Source organism: Gelatiniphilus marinus, from assembly GCF_042684345.1.
Taxonomy (GTDB): domain Bacteria; phylum Bacteroidota; class Bacteroidia; order Flavobacteriales; family Flavobacteriaceae; genus Gelatiniphilus; species Gelatiniphilus marinus.
In genome coordinates, this window is the sequence record NZ_JBHULK010000001.1 from 658,819 (window position 1) to 678,448 (window position 19,630).

Below are 19,630 nucleotides of genomic sequence, written 5' to 3' on the forward strand. Positions count from 1 at the left end.
AGCGAAGCGCGAGAATCTTTTAAATTGAGATTAAATCATAAAAAAATATACTATTGGACAGGTTGCCACATCACACGAAAAAGTGTGATTCGCAATGACGATTTTTTCGACTTAAAATAATTATTTCCTCCGCTCAACATTCGCAGGGTTTTTACAAATTAAACAATCGGCTAAATAGGTTATTGAAATTTCGTAAACGCCATCTGTTCTTCCAATCTTAGAGGTGTTAAAATCATAAGAAAACCCAAATCGAAACCGCTCTAATTCTAAACCTATAAACGCATTTACAGAGGTTAATAAATGGCTGTTCATAATATTTTTTGCAGGATTTGTTACAGCCATAGCACCCAACATGAGTTTTTCCAATCTTACGGCTGTGCCAATATCCAATCGGTTATATTCGCCTTGTTGCATGTAATTAAGCGAAAAAAGCATATCGTTATAATCAAAATACGGGAACTTATAATTGGCGTGAATGGAGTAAAAAATATCCAGCGGTACATTGCCATTTTCAACAAACGAAATATTAGGTTTGTTTAGGTGTTTTATAGTTGCGCCCAACCAGAGATCGGTGTCGTTTCTCGTGTTTTTTTTATCGAATACAAAGCCAGCGGAGAAGTCGAAAAACGTAATATTCCTATTGGCGTTCATGGCAAAAATATCTGATGACACCGGATTTATAGTACCAGCACCAATATTGATTTGATCGGCTAAAACCAAGTTTCTAAAATTAAAGGATTTGGTGCCAAAACCAACTTCAATGGCAGGTCTAAAATACCAATCGTTTGCTAATTTAACATGGTAAGCATAGTTAACATTACCTTGTAAATGGTTGTAATTGGTGTTGTTTTCATGCTGATTTAAAATACTAAAACCTAGTCCACCAACATTTTCAACCCAAGTGTTAAAAAAAGCATATTCGGTATCTACTCTTAAATCTAGACTAGGCCATTGCGTTCGGTGAATTAATCCGAAATAAGTAGCGTCTTCAAACCCTGAAAAACCAGGGTTTATTGTTTCTGGAACTTGAAAGTATTGCGTAAAAACTGGGTCTTGAGCGTTTATTTTTAAATAAACACAACTGATGATTATTATAGATAATATCTTTATTTTCATTCTCATAAATTACTTTATTAATACAAAGGCACCTGCTGCGGTAATGGTTTTTCCGTAAAAGGTATCGCCAGAAAATGTGTAATAATAGTTGCCGTTTTCAGCTTCAGAATCTTTTATTTTGCCATCCCATCCTTTTAAATTTTCACCCACTTCAGAATAAATTAAACTGCCCCAAGTATCGTAAATATCTAATTTCATATTGTTCAATCCTATGAATGAAGGGTTGAAAAAATCATTCAATCCGTCATTATTTGGTGTAAATGCATTGGGCATTATTAAGGCATATCCTTTTTCAATAATTAGTGTGATGGTTTTTGTGTAAACACATCCAAAAGGGTAAGTTACCGTTTGTGTTATAGCATACGAACCAACGGTTAGATAGGTGTGCGTCGGGTTTTCTTCACTTGAAAAACTGCCATCGCCAAAGTCCCATGAAATGCTTTGGTAATCACCAGTTGAAGTATTTGTAAATTGTATTTCGTCTTCAATAGAATAAAAACCATAAGTGCTAAATGCAGTTGAATTTAAAGTAAAATCGGCATCGCCCAAAACGGGAATTTCAACATTATAAGACAAGCTTGTTGTGCAACCAAAGCTATCTGTAACCTCTAAAAGCACTAAACCATCTTGCGACGTATTCATTATTTCGTTGTTTGCTCCGCTAATTATTCCGCTAGACCAATTGATTTGATATGGCGGAATACCACCAGTTACATGAGCTACAAAGGATTGATTGACATATCGTGTGTCGCAAACGAAATCGGTTATGGTTTCCACAGAAATTTCAAGCGGGTCGAACCTGTTAATCGTCCAACTATCTGAAATTGTACAGCCATTGGCATCGGTAATATTGAGTGTGTAATCGCCTGGGGGCACATTCGTTAAATCTTCGGTAGTCGCTCCGTTAGACCACGAATAAGTAAGCGGAAGCGTACCACCCGTAATAATGGTATTTATTGAGCCGCTATTAGCATCATCGCAATCTAAAGCATCGGTTGTAGTTGCCGATAAAGTTATAGCTGCAGGTTCGGTAATAGTAAAAGTTTCAGTGATAACGCAAGGTGTACCATCGGTAATGGTTACGGTATATATACCTGGACCAATATTGTTACGCTCTACGCCAGCGGTGGCATCATCATCCCAAACCAAAGTAACTGGATCGATACCGCCAACAAGGTTTAAACTAATACGCGCATCATTTTCGCCAAAACAAGAGACATTATTTACGATTGGATTTATAGTGAATATTGGTGCTTCGTCAATAACAATAGTTGCAGTTTGAATACAGTTTGTATCGTCAGTTACGGTAATAACATAAGTGCCTGCCGATAAGTTGTTTTGAACATTTCCTGAGCCTAAATTACTCCATTGAATGTTGTATGGTGCATTTCCTCCAGAAATATTATTGATGGTGATAGACGCGTTATTGTCGCCATAACATTCAATTTCAGTAGCGGTGTAATCAATGATTATCTCGTCGGATTGATCTAAAATAACCTCTAAAGTATCTATACAATTAGACTTATCTGTTACTGTTAAATTATAAGTTCCTGCTATTAAATTTGAAATGTTTTGTGAGCTACTTGTAAATCCGTTTGGACCAGTCCATGCATAATTATAATCGAAAACACCGGGTGAAATCTCAATAGGTCTGCCGCCAACAACATCAATATTAATCGCTCCTGTGGCTTCGCCGAAACATATAATATCAACCTGATTGTTTAAGCTTACATCCAACACGGGCGGTTCGATAATTTGAAAACTCTGAATAATTGGGGTACAGCTATTCGCATCGGTTACGGTTATTTGATAATCGCCCGGACCTAAATTTGAAAGATCTTCTGAAGTATCAAAAGGATTGCCATTTAAGGTCCAATTATAAGTGTAAGGTGTTGTTCCACCAGCAACATTAATATCGATTTCGCCATCATTGGCGCCAAAACAAGAAATGGTTTCGGGGTCGAAATTGATACTGCTAAAAATCAATTCATCAGGTTCTGTTATCGTGAAGGTTTCTGTAAACGGGCAACCGCCATCATCGTTAATAATTACCGTGTAATTACCGGGTTCTAAATTCGAGATATCTTCGTTGGTACTTGTAAATCCGTTTGGTCCCGTCCATGAAATTTGATACGGATTGCCTGTTGAAAAAGGGACGCCACCTGTTATCGAAATGTCAAGCGACCCGTTATTCGCCAAATAACAATTACTGTTTATTTGATTGGTTATAATGCTTATGGAAGGGTTTACGGTTACGGTAATGGTAAAATCCGCGCCAGCGCAAATACCCGAAATTGGAGTTACTGTATAAGTTACCGTAGCGGGATTTGTAGTAGTGTTTGTTAGAGTTTGGCTAATATCTGATTGCGGCGTGTTTTCGTTTGAAGCCCCTGTGATTGAACCAATTGGATTAATTGTTGGTGTTGTCCAAGTGTATAATGTTCCTGTTGGTACAATATCTCCTGTTGAAGAATCTGGAATAATTTGAAAGTTTACACCGCTACAAATAGTTATCGCTTTATCTGAAATATCAGGGGTTTCGTTAATTGTGATTTGTGCTGTTTGTGAAGTTATTTCGGTACAACCACCAGCCGAAAATGTAACGATACAATAATAGTATATAGTTCCAATATTTGTTGTTGGCGGATTGTAAGTTGCATTGGTTTCGCCCGTAATTGCTGTGCCTGTAAAAACATCATCAACCGTACTGGAATACCATTGATAGGTTGGCGTGCCAACACCATTGGTAACCGAAACAGACAACGTATTTAGCGTGTTACCAAAACAAATTGTTTCAGAAATAGGTTGTGCGGTAAAAATTGGTGCTGCATTAATAATAACTAAAGACGTGTCGCTTGTAACGCTGCACCCAGGATCTGGTTGCGCAATCACACAATAATAATAAAGACTACCAATTGAGGTTGTTGGTGGGGTGAAAATGCTATTAGTAGCGCCAGTAATTAAAGTTCCGCCAGTATTTGAGTTTGTTGTGTTAGAATACCATTGGTAATTGTAAACCGTTCCCAGTCCGCCACTAGTAACAACCTCTAAATTTTGAGGAATTGTGCCTTGACATAATTCTTGTGAAACTATGGGCTGACTTGTAATAATGGGGTCGTCAACTACAATAACTTCAGCAGTATCGCTCGTAATATCACCGCAACCATTTCCGCTAGAGGAAACAACCACATAGTAATAATAATTTCCAGAAGTGTTGAAAGTTGGTGGTGTATAAGTGATATTAGTAGCTCCTGTAATTAGTGTGCCGCCAGTATTAGAATTTGTAGTATTTGCATACCATTGATAGGTTATTGCACCCGTGCCTCCGGAATGAATTACCGATAACGCTGTATTAATATCTCCGCCAACACATAAACTTTGAGTTGTTAACGGTTGCGTGTCTATTTGAAGACCATCAACAATTTCGATACGAGCGGTGTTGGAAGTGATTTCATTACAACCAATTCCTGTTGGAAAAGACACTATACAGTAATAATATAAAATGCCCGTTGGGTTATTTGGCGGTGTGTAAGTAGCTGCTGTTTCACCAGTTATAATAGTGCCTGTCGTATTATTATCAACAGTATTGCTGTACCATTGATAGCTTGGTGTGCCGGCTCCAGTAACGTTAACCGATAACGGATTTAAAGTACCGTTTAAACAAATAGTTTCTGGTTGGGGTTGGCTGGTAAACCTTGGTGCTGGATCTATAGTAATTACAACATTTATAGAATTTCCAGTACATCCATTAGAAGTTGGTGTAATAGTAAATGTAACATCTTCAGACGTGCCATTAGAATTAAAAATAGTTTGAACAGGAATGGTATCCGTATTCCCAGAAGCAATAAACCCTGTTACTCCAGCGGGTGCTGTTGCTGTCCATGTGTATGTTGTATTTGATAAATCTGAGGTTAAAACAACTCCAGCTGTATCTGTTCCAGAGCAAATGGTTTGTGTTAAATTGGTGTTTGTTATGGTTGGAATGGGGTTTACTGAAAAATCTTCAGTTACCGTTGTTGTACCACAGCTATTTGTTATATTGAAAGTGATTTGATAGTTGCCTGGAGTTGCATAAGTAATGGCACCCGGGTCTAGAGTGTTTGCAGTTGCTGGACTTCCGCCGGGGAAACTCCAATTATACGTTATGGTTTCCGAAGTTGGCGCGCAATTATCAACTACCGCAACAGGATTAAATGAAGCTGTATCACAAAAATCAGCAATACTATTTATAGCTGCAGTTGGTGGTTGTTTAACTTCTATAGTTTCAGAAATAGAATTACTGCCACAAGAATTTGTTATGGTTTGTGTTAGGGTATAAATTCCGGCAGTTACAAAACTAATTGATGGAGCTGCTGAGTTTTCATCTGTTCCGTTTGTAAAACTCCAACTTGGTGGTGCTGTACCGCAAAAACCAGAAGCATAAGCAACTTCCCATAAATATTCCTCGGTACCGCAACTTAAACTTAAATTGGTGGTGTTGGTTACCTGCACATCTAAAGGCGAGCATCCGTTATTGGTATTTAAAGTAAATGCAGGTGTTAATTCTGGTTCGATACATATGGTTTTTGTTACTGTATTGGTTACGCCACAAGAGTTTTCAGCATATAACGAAACGGTGTAAGTTCCGGGTGCTGTATAAATATGGCTTGGATCTCTTAATGTTGATGTTGCGCCATCACCAAAATCCCAATAAAATCCATCATTAACACTACAATTATTGCTATAGCCATCTAATGAATTGTTTACAAACTGTACCGCGGTATCTACGCAGCTTATGGGCGGATCTTCAAAATCGACTTCTGGTCTTCTTAAAATGATAATAGGACCAGCGGTTAAATTGGTTTGTCCGCACGATGTTGTAATATTTAAAAAAACGGTATAACTAAAGGGGCAACTGGTTTCTGTGTACGTATGCGGAATGGGGAAATCTTGCGAGTTTGCAGGGTCTCCTGCATTATAATATATTGAAGCCTCTAGTTGTGCTTGTGTATAGTTTTCAATAGTACCATCTCCAAAATCTACAGTATAATTGGTGTCTGGTGGGTTGGTGCCCCAAGAGCCAATAGCAAACTCTAAAGGAGTAATGGGCGTGCATAAATTAACTGTATTCCCTGGGTTTACAATAGACCCAGTTGGATTGCTGGAGTTTTTAATTAAATAAGTAACTGTGTTATCGCAATTGCTTCCAATGCCAGTAATTTCCATATTAAAAGAGCCTAACTGCGTGTAAGTGTGTGTTGCAGGAAATGTAACATTGGTTTGTGTGCTGCCATCGCCCCAATTTACATTATAAGAGTTTATACAGCCAGCAGAAACATTGTCAATACCAACATTAATGGTAAATGAGGGGTCTGTAGTATTGTTTCCGCAATTGTTAAAAGGATCAAAAGGGTTATCTATATCTCTAAATTCTAATCTTGGTTTTTCTTGGACTAATATAGATTTTGTAATGGTGTCTGTGCATCCGTTTGAGTCTGTAACAGTTAGTGTAACGCTTAAATTCTGGCTACCACAACCCACAACATCAAACTCATGTGTAGGGTTTGCTGCTGTTGATGTATTGCCATCACCAAAACTCCAACTGTAAGTAAAGGGAGCACTACCGGTAACGTTCGATACAAAATCTACAGGTGTTCCTGCGCAAGTTCCAGCATTGTTAAAAGTAAAATCTACAACGGGTTCTGTTACGGTTACGGTAGCTGTTCCACTTTCGTTGGTTGTGTCTCCAACACCATCGGTAACCGAAATAAGTTCGTAAACAAAAACCCCAATAGTATTGGTGCTTACCGGAAGATTTGCAATACTATTGCTGCCAACAGTTGTTATGGTTTGATTTGCTCCACCGTTTAGGGTGTAAGTAAATGTATAAGGCGTTGTGCCACTAGAGCCTGTAAACCGTATTTGGGGTAGGGTTACTTCATCTTTACAAACTTGGGTTGTACCAGAAATTGTTGCAGATGGTGGTAAAGCAGTAGTTAACAAATTTAAAGCGTTCAAGTTGTTTGGCTTACTTGGTTTCACCTTTTCATTATATGCAAAAATGGAAATGGTAATTATAAAAAATGATAATATACCTAGAAAATATTGATGTCTCATCTAAGTTAATTGGGTTAATAGCTGTTACTAAAATAGATATTCTTTTTTACGATACATCATCTTTAACCAACATATATTCAGTTTTTCTATAAAATACCCATTATTGGGGACAAGTTTTTTTAATCTCGCAGAAGGCAACTTTAAATTAATTAAACCCCATTTTTTATCTGTTCTTATTTATATTTACATTAAAAAATAAAAATGAGGGCATTGGTTATTTCTGGAGGTGGCAGCAAAGGTGCTTATGCAGGCGGTGTTGCCGAATATTTAATAAAACAAGAAGGTAGAGATTACGATATGTTTTTGGGTACATCTACCGGGAGTTTGTTAATTCCGCACTTGGCCGTTGGCAAAATCGATAAAATACATAAGGTATTTACAAATGTTAACCAACGCAACATTTTTAGTGTAAACCCTTTTGTGGTTCGAAAAAAAGGAGACAGGGAGTTTGTGTCTATAGATTTCTTAAACTCGCTTTGGCAGTTTATAAAGATGAAACGGACTTTTGGAGAAAGCAAAGCACTACGGCGGTATTTAAAAAAGCATTTTACTTACGATGAATTTAAATTAATACGTGAAACCAAAGACGATGTTGTGGTTACGGTGTCCAATCTATCTAAAAACCGTGTGGAATACAAATCGATAAAAGATTTTAGCTATGATGAGTTTTGCGATTGGATTTGGATTTCGTGTAATTACATTCCCTTTATGTCTTTAGTGAAAAAAAACGGATTTGAATATGCCGATGGCGCCTTTGGCTGCGTGGTGCCCATTCGCGAAGCTATATTAAGAGGTGCCACGGAAATCGATGCCATTATCTTGGAATCTGAAAGTATGGCCTACAATAAAGTGCTTGGTAAAAACCCGTTCTCGTTGATGCTTAATTTATTCGGGCACCTTTTGGACCAGGTAGAACGCAACGATATTACCATTGGCAAGCTGGCCGCAAAAAACAAAAACGTACAGCTAAACCTATATTACACACCTTCAAAACTAACCGAAAACTCTTTGGTTTTCAATAAAAAATCAATGACGTCTTGGTGGCAGCAAGGGTATTATTATGCCAAACAAAAATTTGAGCAAGCGCGGTCCAACGAGCTGCGAATGGAAGATACCCTACCATAAATCCGATACTTCATCTTTTATAAAAGATAATGCCGCATCGCTTGGTGCACGGCGTTCCATCATTTCGGTTAAAACCACTTCTCTAAGCTTGTTTGCTGTATCGGTTTTTTCAAGCAGGCTCGCTTTTCTAATTAGCTGAATTGTAGCGTTTTTAGCTGCAGAAATTACACTCCAACATTTTTCGCTAACATAAATTTGCTGCGCTATATTATGCTGCATTTCTTGTTCAATGTTTTGTATAAGTAACATCTCGTAATCTTCTTTACTTGAAGATACTGGGGTAACCCTAACCATTAATTGATTTGGTGAAATCCGTTCTAAAAACAATGCCAACCTTTCATAAGCTTGAAGGCGTAATGGCATAGCCGAAACCTGTAAATCTTTTTTTAATAAAAAGCGTCTTCGGCCATCTTCGTTTTTAGTGTGTTCTTTAAAAAAATAATAAGCAATAAGTCCGACGATTAACGAGGGAATAGCGAATAAAAATAAATCTAAAATACGTGATGCGTCCATAAAAAATAAGAGATTAAGCGTTTTGTTTCTTTCAGGATTTCAAAATCAAATATAAAACAATCTTTTAAATAGGCCCATTTAAAACCTACGGTCATTTTAAAATCGGGCTGCCGGCCAATCCTCAAAAGCTCAATAGAAACATCCGCAAGAATCGATTGTTTATAATTATTGATAATTAGGCTTAAAAAAAAGCGCAACAATGGTTAATTTCACAGCTTAAAATGAAAATGAATTGGAAAAGTATTTAAGTCAGCTAAACGACGCACAATTAGAGCCCACCGTTCAAATAGAAGGCCCCATGATAGTTATTGCCGGCGCGGGCTCTGGTAAAACCCGTGTGCTAACGTACCGTATTGCATACATGATGAGCAAAGGGATTGACCCCTTTAATATTTTATCGTTAACCTTTACCAACAAAGCGGCGCGCGAAATGAAAGAACGCATCGCAACCATAGTAGGCGATAGTGAAGCAAAAAATTTATGGATGGGTACCTTTCACTCTGTTTTTGCCAGAATTTTACGTGCAGAGGCCGATAAATTAGGCTATCCAAGTAATTTTACCATTTACGATACCCAAGATTCAGATAGGTTGATTGCCTCCATTATCAAGGAAATGAACCTGGATAAAGATGTTTATAAATACAAACAGGTGCGCTCGCGAATTTCATCGTATAAAAATAGTTTGATTACGGTGCGTGCCTATTTTCAAAATCCAGAATTAAAAGAAGCCGATGCTATGGCGCGTCGTCCAAGAATGGGCGATATTTACAAGGAATATGTCGAGCGTTGTTTTAAAGCCGGCGTTATGGATTTTGATGATTTATTGCTCAAAACCAACGAACTTTTAACACGTTTTCCAGACGTATTAATGAAATACCAAAATAGGTTTAGGTACATTTTGGTAGACGAGTACCAAGATACCAACCACTCGCAGTATTTAATTGTGCGCGCCTTGTCTGATAAGTTTCAAAATATATGTGTGGTTGGCGATGATGCCCAAAGTATTTACGCCTTCCGTGGGGCGAATATTAATAATATTTTAAATTTTCAGAAAGATTACGATGATGTGAAAGTCTTTAGATTAGAGCAAAATTACCGTTCCACTAAAAACATAGTTAATGCCGCAAATTCAATAATCGATAAAAACCAAACAAAACTTGATAAAATAGTTTGGACAGCCAATGATGAAGGCGAACAAATTAAAGTACACCGCTCGTTAACTGATGGTGACGAAGGGCGTTACGTGGCGAGTACCATTTGGGAAAACAAAATGAACAACCAATTAAAAAACAGCGATTTTGCTATATTGTACCGTACCAACGCACAGTCTCGAGCCATCGAGGATGCTTTGCGCAAACGCGATATTAAATATAGAATTTATGGCGGATTATCATTCTATCAACGGAAAGAAATAAAAGATGTGCTCTCGTATTTGCGACTTATTATAAATCCTGCGGATGAAGAAGCTTTAAAGCGCGTTATCAACTTTCCGCCGCGAGGCATTGGCCAAACTACCATGGACAAGCTTATCGTTTCTGCAAATGGTTATAACCGAACCATTTTTGAGGTGATGAAAAACATCGATAAAACCAATGTTAAAGTGAATTCGGGCACAAAAACAAAACTGCAGAATTTTGTAACGCTTATTGAAAGCTATCAGGTTTTAAACCAAACCGCCGATGTTTTTGAATTGGCAGAACACGTTACCCGAACCAGTGGTTTAATACGCGAATTTAATAAAGACGGCACGCCCGAAGGTGTTACCCGAATGGAAAACATTGAGGAGCTTTTAAACGGGATGAAAGATTTTGTTGAGGGCCAAAAAGAAATTGCCGATACCACTGGGAATTTAGCGGAGTTTTTAGAAGATGTGGCTTTGGCAACCGATTTGGATGCCGACAAAGGCGATGCAGACCATGTCGCTTTAATGACGATTCATTTAGCAAAAGGATTGGAGTTTCCGTATGTGTTTATTGTGGGCTTGGAAGAAGACTTGTTTCCAAGTGCGATGAGCATGAACACCCGTAGCGAATTAGAAGAGGAGCGACGTTTGTTTTACGTGGCGTTAACACGAGCTGAAAAACAAGCGTATTTAACCTATGCCTTATCGCGCTACCGCTGGGGGAAATTGATTGATTCTGAACCTAGCCGTTTTATCGAAGAAATAGACGAGCAGTATTTAGATGTTGTTACGCCTATTGAAGAGCGACGATTTAACCCCATGCTCGATGCCGATATTTTTGGCGATGTTGAAGACTCTAAAGTTAACCCTAATAAAATTAGATTTAAACCCGCAAAAAAAGCGGTGCTTAAAAAAGGGAGCACAAATAAAACTCAAGAAAAATTCCAGGTTACAGCGCCTAAAAATTTAAAACCTGTTTCTAAAACAGGCGGAAACACCAATTTATTCGACAGTAAATTGGTTGTTGGGAATGTGGTAAAACACATAAGGTTTGGCACGGGAAAAGTTATGAAAATAGAAGGTAAAGGCGCCGATATTAAAGCCGAAATTAATTTTCAGCATGGTGGCCTAAAAAAATTATTGTTGCGTTTTGCTAAGTTGGAAGTTGTGGGGTAGGTTGAAATCATTTTTTTTTTAGCAACAGTGTATCACAAACCTGTTCGGCCTGTTTCGAGCCAAAAAAAATTATCATAATCTTGTTTTACGCTTATAACACCAAAAAAAATGAGTTATTTTAATTATGATAGTTTCTTGAATATTGCGAAATCTAGAACTAAAAGCTTATAAATAAACATTATTTAAACATACAGTTAAAAGAATATATTTAGACTGAAGATTATCATAAAAAATAGAATTCTTAGTATATTTATTTGCATTACAAGTGGTTATTTATAAAACCTTTAAGTTTCAACCAAGTATCCAATAATTCCAACCCAACCCAACCATGTCCCGCATTAGGGTATAACGTAAACTCGTGCGTAACGCCCATGCTTTGTAATTTATCGCGCATATAGATACCCTGCGTTGTTGGTATTAACGGGTCTTGTCCGCCATAAAACAAAATGGTGGGCGGCGAGGTAGCTGCAACTTGGTGGTAGGGGCTAACTTTTTCTAAAAAAGCGGTTGTAGGATTTACTCCAAACAAATCCAATAGTTGCTGTAAATCTGGGTTTGTGTTGTTTAAATATGCCGGATCTGTTAAATTTGTTGGCCCTACAATGCTGCATACCATACCCACTTTTTCATGAACATCAAAAGCATAGCTCCAAAGCAGCGATAAATGCCCACCGGCACTCGTGCCTATAAACCCTAGAGTTTCAGAAATGGTATAATGTGTTTTATTGTCTTTTAAATGATTGATTATGGTTGTAATATCATCCATTTGCATCGGGTAGGGGCTGTTGTTTTCATCTGCCAATCTGTAATTAATATTTACAATGGATAGGTTAGGAAAATCTTGACGCAACAGGTCTTTTATAGGATTCATTTCAGCTTTATCGCCGGCAGACCAGCCGCCACCGTGTACCAAGACCATCACTTTGGTATTCGCCGTTCAATTGGCAGGCAGATACAAATCGAATTTTTGATCAGAATCTTCTCCATAAGAAATATTTAATTCCTCATAATATTCAGAAGGATCTAAATTGCTTACAATTTCCTGGTTTAAATTTTCATTCGAACAACCAAAAACGGAAACAGCAATAACAAAAGTTAATAAAATAGATTTAAGTGCTCTCATGGGTAAGCTTAATTTTTATTTTGTCGTGTAACTTAGTGCGCTTTAAAAAAAATCATTTTGCTTTAAGATTAAAGATTATTTTAATCTATTGGTTTGATTATAAAAATAATATTTACTTTGTAAACGCAATTACAAGATAGTTATTATGGCTGAGTTTTTAAGAATATATGAAGAAAACCCCAATCCGAAAGCGATTGAAAAAGTGGTTGCCGTTTTAAAACGTGGCGGTCTAATAATTTATCCTACCGATACCGTTTATGGCTTGGGCTGCGATATTACCAATATAAAAGCTTTAGAACGTGTTGCCAAAATTAAGCAGGTAAAGCTTGAAAAAGCAAATTTTTCGTTTGTTTGCCACGATTTAAGTAACCTAAGCGATTATGTAAAACAAATAGATACAACAACTTTTAAAATATTAAAACGTGCGCTGCCAGGGCCATACACCTTTGTGCTGCCCGGAGGAAAATCGTTACCAAATCCTTTTAAAAAGCGCAAAACAGTAGGTATTCGTGTACCCAAAAACAACATTGCTCTAGATATTGTTAAGCGATTGGGAAACCCCATTATTTCTACCTCTATACATGATGAAGACGAAGTTTTGGAATACACCACCGATCCGGAATTGATTTTCGAAAAATGGACTAACTTAGTCGATTTGGTAATTGATGGCGGTTATGGCGATAATGAAGCCTCAACGGTTATAGATTTATCTGAAGACGAGCCTATTGTTATTAGAGAAGGCAAAGGCAGTTTAGAGATTTTTTAATTACTTTTTTAAAACAAAATCATATTTCACAAAACCATTTTAACTTAACACCAGTTTATGAATTTAGCAGAAATTAGCAGCGACATCCCTTTATTTGCCAACGACACCATTATTTTTGGCATTTTAGCCGTAACGCTCGCACTCATATTTTATTCATCGAGTTTACCTCGTTTTTCAAAATTTTACAGCATTGTCCCCGCGCTATTATTATGCTATTTTATTCCCTCCATACTAAGTTCTGTTGGGTTGATTGCCGACAAATGGATTGATGTTTCGGCAACCATAAAACACTTGCAATCGCTTTACGGAAATTTAGATGGTGTTAGCAATTTACATACTTTAAAAGAATATGCAATGGCCAATAACATTAACCCATCGGAGTACTCGCAATTTGTTGGTGGCAGTAAATTGTACTACGTATCGTCTCGATTTTTATTGCCCGCATCGTTGGTGCTTTTAACCATGAGCATCGATTTAAAAGGTGTGTTTAAACTTGGCTCTAAAGCCTTAATTATGTTTTTAACAGCAACCGTTGGAGTTATGATTGGTGGTCCATTGGCTATTTTGTTTTTTAAATTTGTGGCCCCAGATATTTTAGTTTCTGTAGAAGGCACCGAATTGTGGAAAGGCCTCTCTACCGTGGCAGGAAGTTGGATTGGAGGCGGCGCCAACCAATTGGCCATGAAAGAGCAATGGGAAGTTGGCGACAGCTTGTTTAGCATTATGGCTGTGGTTGATGTTTTGGTTGCCGAAGTTTGGATGATATTCTTGTTGCTTGGTGTGGCTAAATCCGATAAAATAGACAATTACTTTAAAGCCGATAACTCGTCTATTACCACACTAAAAAACAAAATGGAAAAGTTTAGTTTGGAAACCGCTAGAGTACCATCATTTAACGATTTTATGATTCTTTTGGGCATTGGTTTTGGTGTTACGGCAATAGGGCACATAGTAGGCGATAACCTAAGCGTTTGGGTAAAAGAAAACGCGCCGCTTTTAGTCGATTTCGGACTTGGAAGTTCGTTTTTTTGGCTCATTATTGTCGCAACAACCCTTGGTGTTTTGCTATCGTTTACCAAGGTTAAAAGTTACGAAGGCGCCGGAGCCAGTAAAATAGGAACGGTTTTTATTTACATACTCGTAGCGGCCATAGGCATGAAAATGAATTTAAACGCCATTATAGAAAATATAAGCTTATTTGCCATTGGTTTCGTTTGGATGATTATTCACGTAGGCTTACTGTTTATCGTAGCAAAAATTATTAAAGCACCTTATTTCTTTTTGGCGGTAGGATCTAAGGCTAATATTGGTGGCGCTGCATCGGCACCTGTGGTTGCTGGTGCTTTCCATCCTTCGCTAGCACCGGTTGGTGTTTTATTGGCGGTTTTGGGCTACGCCTTGGGTACTTATGCCGCCTTTGCTTGTGCTTTAATGATGAAGTGGGTAAGTTAGGTTTAATTGGATATTTAAAGTTATGGTTTAAAGCTGTGTTGGTAACTCGAGGCTTCATCAATAATAAAAAAACCAATTAAAAAAGCCTACGGATAGATAAGATGGTATATAACAAATACTATACTTCTTAATAATACTGAATGATTATCTGCATTATAACACAATTTGTTAGGTTTACTGAACTTGTTTCAGAATCACATTCAGCAAATTGCTGTTTGGTAAATAATAACGAGATGTTAAAGCGATACCGATAGCTATCCGGACAGCATAACGTTACACTATATTTTTCCTAATTATTGATGTAACATTAAAACCCTTATCCATTTCAATAAGTATAAATAGTTTTTCGAAATTTACCAACTAACAATTATATTTACAATATGAAAAAACACATCGCATTATTTATAACAATAACAGTTTTAACCCTAAGCTGTAACACCAAAAAAGAAAAACAACAAGCTACTGAAACCAAAACAGAACTGGTTTCAGCATCGCAATCCAAACCCATTTTAGGCATTCCAAAACTGGACTTAAAAGGTGCAAATACCTTAGCACAATTACCGATGCATTGCATCAATACCGAATATCCAAACAAACTCAACCAAACGATTGGTGGCGATGACGATTTAAAATCCCCAAGCGCATTGCATCCTGCGTTTTATGGGTGTTTCGATTGGCATTCGTCCGTTCACGGGCATTGGAGTTTGGTGAGTTTACTCAAACAGTTCCCGGATATTGATAATGCTGATGACATTAAAAATCAACTTCTCAATAACATTTCAAAAGAAAATATTGAATCCGAAGTGCAATATTTTTACGGTAAACACAACACATCTTACGAGCGTACCTATGGTTGGGCGTGGTTGTTAAAACTCGCTGAAGAACTGCATACTTGGGACGATGAAACCGCACAAACCCTAGAAACCAATTTACAACCGCTAACCGATTTAATTGTTGGAAAATACATAGAATTTCTTCCCAAATTAAATTACCCAATAAGAGTTGGCGAACATACAAATACCGCGTTCGGGTTGTCTTTTGCTTTCGATTATGCTTTAAGCGTAAATAACGAAACACTTAAAAACCTAATTACTCAACGCGCCAAAGATTTTTATTTAAAAGATATCGGTTGCCCAATAACTTGGGGACCCAGTGGTTTTGATTTTTTATCGCCCTGTTTAGAGGAAGCCGCTTTAATGAAACGCGTGCTATCAATTGAGGATTTCAAAGTGTGGTTGCATGAATTTCTTCCGCAGTTAAAAGATAAAAACTTCAAACTCGAAACAGGAAAAGTGTCCGACAGAACCGATGGAAAATTGGTGCATTTGGATGGCGTAAATTTTTCGCGTGCGTGGAGTTTAAATAAAATTGCCGAAGGATTACCGGAGTACAATCATTTAAAAAACATCGCCAATCACCACATAAATTATTCGTTGCCAAATATTGTTGGCGATAGTTACGAGGGCGGCCATTGGTTGGGAAGTTTCGCGATTTACGCGCTTAATTCAACAGCCAAGATCAAATAGAATCTCAATATTATGTTAAAGCCATTGTAAACAACAAGTATGTCTTTAATTTTTTATATTTTTCTTCATTAAACTAATTTACTAAACAAATGAAACCATTTTCTTTAATGCTTTTGGCATGCAGCTTATTGTTTGCCAACGCTGTATCTGCACAAAACCCATTGGTAAATTCACCGTCTTTAAATGCCGATGGCACGCAAATAACCTTTAATTTTCAGGGCGATATTTGGACCACAAATATAAACGGTAAAAACGCAAAACGACTAACCGTTCACGAAGGTTACGATACCAATCCGCTGTGGAGCGCAGACGGAAAAACCATTGCATTTCAGAGCAACAGGTTTGGGAATTACGATGTTTTTACCATACCGTCAAATGGCGGATTGTCGCAGAGAATCACGTATCATTCAACCACCGATTATTTAACAGATTACACAAATAATGGTGATATTTTATTTTCAACACGACGGAATTTTGCCCAAGTTGAACGCGAATACGAAACACATAAAGTAAGCGATAAAGGCGGAACGCCACATAGGTTTATGACCACATTGGGCTTCGATTCCAAATTATCACCCAACGGAAAATTTATTGTTTTTGTAAAGGGAAATTGCAGAATCCAGCGTGAAGCGTATCGCGGTTCGGCAAATAGGGATTTGTGGTTGTACGATATTAAAAATGATAAATACACACAACTAACCACTTTTGATGGCAACGATTTTTATCCGCAATGGGGCAATAACAATACCATTTATTTTCAATCGGCACGAAGCGGAAAATATAACGTACACCAACTAAATATTTCTGATGCGGGCACGAAAGAAGGACCAATAAAGCAGGTAAGTGCGTTTAAGGATATGGGCCTATTTTCGTTTCATGTGAGCAGAAACGGAAATGCTATAATTATGGCTCAAGCCGATAAGGTTTTTGTAATGGATACGGCAACCAAATCCCAAAAAGAAGTAAACATTGATATCGCTTCAGATTACAGATTCGATCCTGTGGAGCGCAAAACATACTCCAACAGAATTGGCGAAATTGCCGTATCGCCAAACGGAAAATACAGTGCGTTGAACATTAGGGGCGAAATATTTTTAAGGGAAAATGATAAAGAAAAAAGCCGAACGGTAAACGTTTCAAATTCATCGTACAGAGACAGAATGGCAACTTGGGTTAACGATAGCACCTTAATTTTTATTTCGGATAGAGACGGACAGAATGATTTGTACGTGGTAACTTCCGATGATAAAAAAGAATCAAACCTCTTTAAAACCTTAAAACATCGGGTTGAAAGAATTACAAAAACCAAAGAAAACGAAAGTAATTTGGTAATGTCTCCCAACGGAAAACAATTGGCATTTCAAAGAGGTCGGGGTATGCTTGTGGTTGCGAACATAGATAGCTCAGGGAAAATTTCAAACGAAACCATTTTGCTTGATGGTTGGGATACCGCCGATAACGTGTCGTGGTCGCCAGATTCCAAATGGTTGGCGTACAGCTTGAGCGATCTAGATTTTAACAGCGAAATTTATATTCATAAAGCCGATAACTCCAAAAAACCAGTAAACATTTCGATGCATCCAAAACAAGATTATGGTCCGGTTTGGAGTGCCGATGGAAAAAAATTAATGTTTTCATCCAATAGAAATAATGGCGATTACGATGTTTGGTTTACTTGGTTAAATAAGGCAGATTGGGAAAAAACAGCTGAAGATTGGAAAGAAGACGATGATGAAGATGACAAGAATAAAAGCAAAAAGAACGACAAGAAAAACGACAATGACAAAAAAGATAAAGATGCGGTTAAGAACATTGTAATCGATTTTAAAGACATCCACGAGCGTCAAATACAGGTTACTTCATTTACGGGCGGCGAGTTTGGTAGGGCATTTTCAAAAGACGGAAAAACCATTTACTACACTACGGGCAATGGCACCAGAGGCAATCCAGATACCGAATCCGATTTGTTTAAAATTTCATGGGAAGGAAAAGACAGAAAAGCCATTACAAATGGCAATAAAAGACCTTCCAATATTGTAACCGACAATAAATATTCAAACTTGTACATGACCAGCGGATTTGGTAGTCTTTCAAAAATTAATATGTCGTCTGATAAAACGGAAAGCCTTCCTATTTCGGCGCGATTGAATGTGAATTACCACGAAGAATCAAATCAAATATTCGAGGAAGCTTGGAAAGCACTTAACGATGGGTTTTACGATCCCAATTTTCATGGTCGCGATTGGAATGCCCTAAAGAAAACCTACAAGCCTTTGGCTATGGGCGCTTCCACCAGAATAGATTTCCAAAACATGTTCAATTGGATGCTGGGTCAGGTAAACGCGAGTCACATGGGCTTCCGTTCTGGAGAATCTCGCGAAGATTTGCAAAGACAAAGCACCGGTTTGTTAGGGCTGGAGTTTACGCCCAATAACAACGGAAGTTTAAAAGTTGAGGCGGTAATTGGCGACATGCCTGCCGATAGAAGCATCAGTAAAATACGTGTCGGCGATGTAATTACGGCGGTAAACGGCACTAAACTTACTAAAGATTTGAATGTTTACAGCTTGTTGGAAGGCACTGCAAACGAGAAGATTTATTTAGATGTTAAACGAGGAAATAATGCCGTTGAAGTTGTAATAAGACCTACAAACAGCAACCGATTTGAAAATTATAAAGCTTGGGTAAAAGAACGTAAACGACTGACAGAAAAATACTCGAATGGGCAGTTGGGTTACATTCATATTCAAGGGATGAACTGGACGAGTTTCGAGCGTTTTGAGCGCGAACTCACTGCTGCCGGTTTGGGTAAAAAAGGATTGGTAATAGATGTGCGATTTAACGGTGGTGGTTGGACAACCGATTATCTTATGGCGGTTTTAAACGTAAAGCAACACGCTTATACGGTGCCTCGCGGCGCTGCTGGAAATTTAAAAACCGAACATACAAAATTTAAAGAGCATTATCCGTTTAGCGAGCGTTTGCCTTTAGCGGCTTGGACCAAACCATCTATAGCGCTGTGTAATCATACCAGCTATTCGAATGCCGAAATATTTTCGCATGCGTACAAAGCATTGAATATTGGTACTTTGGTTGGCGAACCTACTTTTGGAGCGGTTATTTCAACAGGTTCGGCTCGATTAATCGATGGCTCTAGCGTTAGAATGCCGTTTAGAGGTTGGTTTGTAAAATCGACTGGCGATAACATGGATTTTGTACCAGCAGTCCCAGATATTTTAGTGCTAAATAATCCAGATGATAAAGCAAACAACCAAGATACACAACTTAAAAAAGCAGTCGATGAATTGTTAAAGCAACTATAGATATAAACTTAT

The 19,630-nt window shown here is 37.8% G+C and carries 11 protein-coding genes; 6 read left to right on the plus strand and 5 right to left on the minus strand.

Going from position 1 to position 19,630, the window contains the following annotated elements; genetic code table 11:
• Positions 1–120 precede the first annotated feature (120 nt).
• Together ACFSQS_RS02830 and ACFSQS_RS02835 are read right to left on the minus strand one after the other, a co-directional pair.
• A complete protein-coding gene (locus tag ACFSQS_RS02830) occupies positions 121–1,116 on the minus strand; it encodes a PorP/SprF family type IX secretion system membrane protein (RefSeq protein ID WP_388013771.1) in 996 nt (331 codons plus the stop codon).
• A gap of 9 nt (positions 1,117–1,125) precedes the next feature.
• Positions 1,126–7,212 carry a PKD domain-containing protein gene (locus ACFSQS_RS02835; protein WP_388013774.1) on the minus strand — a complete coding sequence of 2,029 codons (6,087 nt, stop codon included), beginning with the start codon at positions 7,210–7,212 and terminating at the stop codon, positions 1,126–1,128.
• Between the two features lie 201 nt (positions 7,213–7,413).
• On the opposite strand from ACFSQS_RS02835, the gene ACFSQS_RS02840 reads away from it, so the two are divergent.
• Entirely contained in the window at positions 7,414–8,337 is a 924-nt protein-coding gene (locus ACFSQS_RS02840; RefSeq protein ID WP_388013777.1) for a patatin-like phospholipase family protein, read from the plus strand.
• Here the strand turns inward: ACFSQS_RS02840 and ACFSQS_RS02845 are convergent.
• Complete coding sequence (locus tag ACFSQS_RS02845; RefSeq protein ID WP_388013780.1) at positions 8,329–8,850, minus strand: DUF7935 family protein; 522 nt, start codon at positions 8,848–8,850, stop codon at positions 8,329–8,331. The genes ACFSQS_RS02840 and ACFSQS_RS02845 overlap by 9 nt on opposite strands.
• A gap of 232 nt (positions 8,851–9,082) precedes the next feature.
• Between ACFSQS_RS02845 and ACFSQS_RS02850 the strand changes: the two genes are divergently transcribed.
• Positions 9,083–11,428 carry an ATP-dependent helicase gene (locus ACFSQS_RS02850; protein ID WP_388013783.1) on the plus strand — a complete coding sequence of 782 codons (2,346 nt, stop codon included), beginning with the start codon at positions 9,083–9,085 and terminating at the stop codon, positions 11,426–11,428.
• A gap of 259 nt (positions 11,429–11,687) precedes the next feature.
• Here the strand turns inward: ACFSQS_RS02850 and ACFSQS_RS02855 are convergent, their stop codons facing one another.
• Positions 11,688–12,350, minus strand: coding sequence for an alpha/beta hydrolase (locus tag ACFSQS_RS02855; RefSeq protein WP_388013786.1), 663 nt, complete (start codon positions 12,348–12,350; stop codon positions 11,688–11,690).
• A gap of 15 nt (positions 12,351–12,365) precedes the next feature.
• Positions 12,366–12,551: a hypothetical protein gene (locus ACFSQS_RS02860; RefSeq protein WP_388013789.1), complete on the minus strand. Its 186-nt coding sequence runs from the start codon at positions 12,549–12,551 to the stop codon at positions 12,366–12,368.
• A gap of 145 nt (positions 12,552–12,696) precedes the next feature.
• Between ACFSQS_RS02860 and ACFSQS_RS02865 the strand changes: the two genes are divergently transcribed.
• The 4 genes from ACFSQS_RS02865 to ACFSQS_RS02880 all read left to right on the plus strand — a co-directional run bounded on the left by ACFSQS_RS02865 (position 12,697) and on the right by ACFSQS_RS02880 (position 19,618).
• Complete coding sequence (locus tag ACFSQS_RS02865; RefSeq protein WP_388013792.1) at positions 12,697–13,317, plus strand: L-threonylcarbamoyladenylate synthase; 621 nt, start codon at positions 12,697–12,699, stop codon at positions 13,315–13,317.
• A 57-nt stretch (positions 13,318–13,374) separates the two neighbouring features.
• On the plus strand, positions 13,375–14,769 hold the full coding sequence (locus tag ACFSQS_RS02870) for a DUF819 family protein (protein WP_388013795.1): 1,395 nt from the start codon (positions 13,375–13,377) through the stop codon (positions 14,767–14,769).
• A 380-nt stretch (positions 14,770–15,149) separates the two neighbouring features.
• Entirely contained in the window at positions 15,150–16,295 is a 1,146-nt protein-coding gene (locus tag ACFSQS_RS02875; RefSeq protein WP_388013798.1) for a DUF2891 domain-containing protein, read from the plus strand.
• Positions 16,296–16,384: 89 nt separating this feature from the next.
• Positions 16,385–19,618: a S41 family peptidase gene (locus ACFSQS_RS02880; RefSeq protein WP_388013801.1), complete on the plus strand. Its 3,234-nt coding sequence runs from the start codon at positions 16,385–16,387 to the stop codon at positions 19,616–19,618.
• Positions 19,619–19,630: the final 12 nt, after the last annotated feature.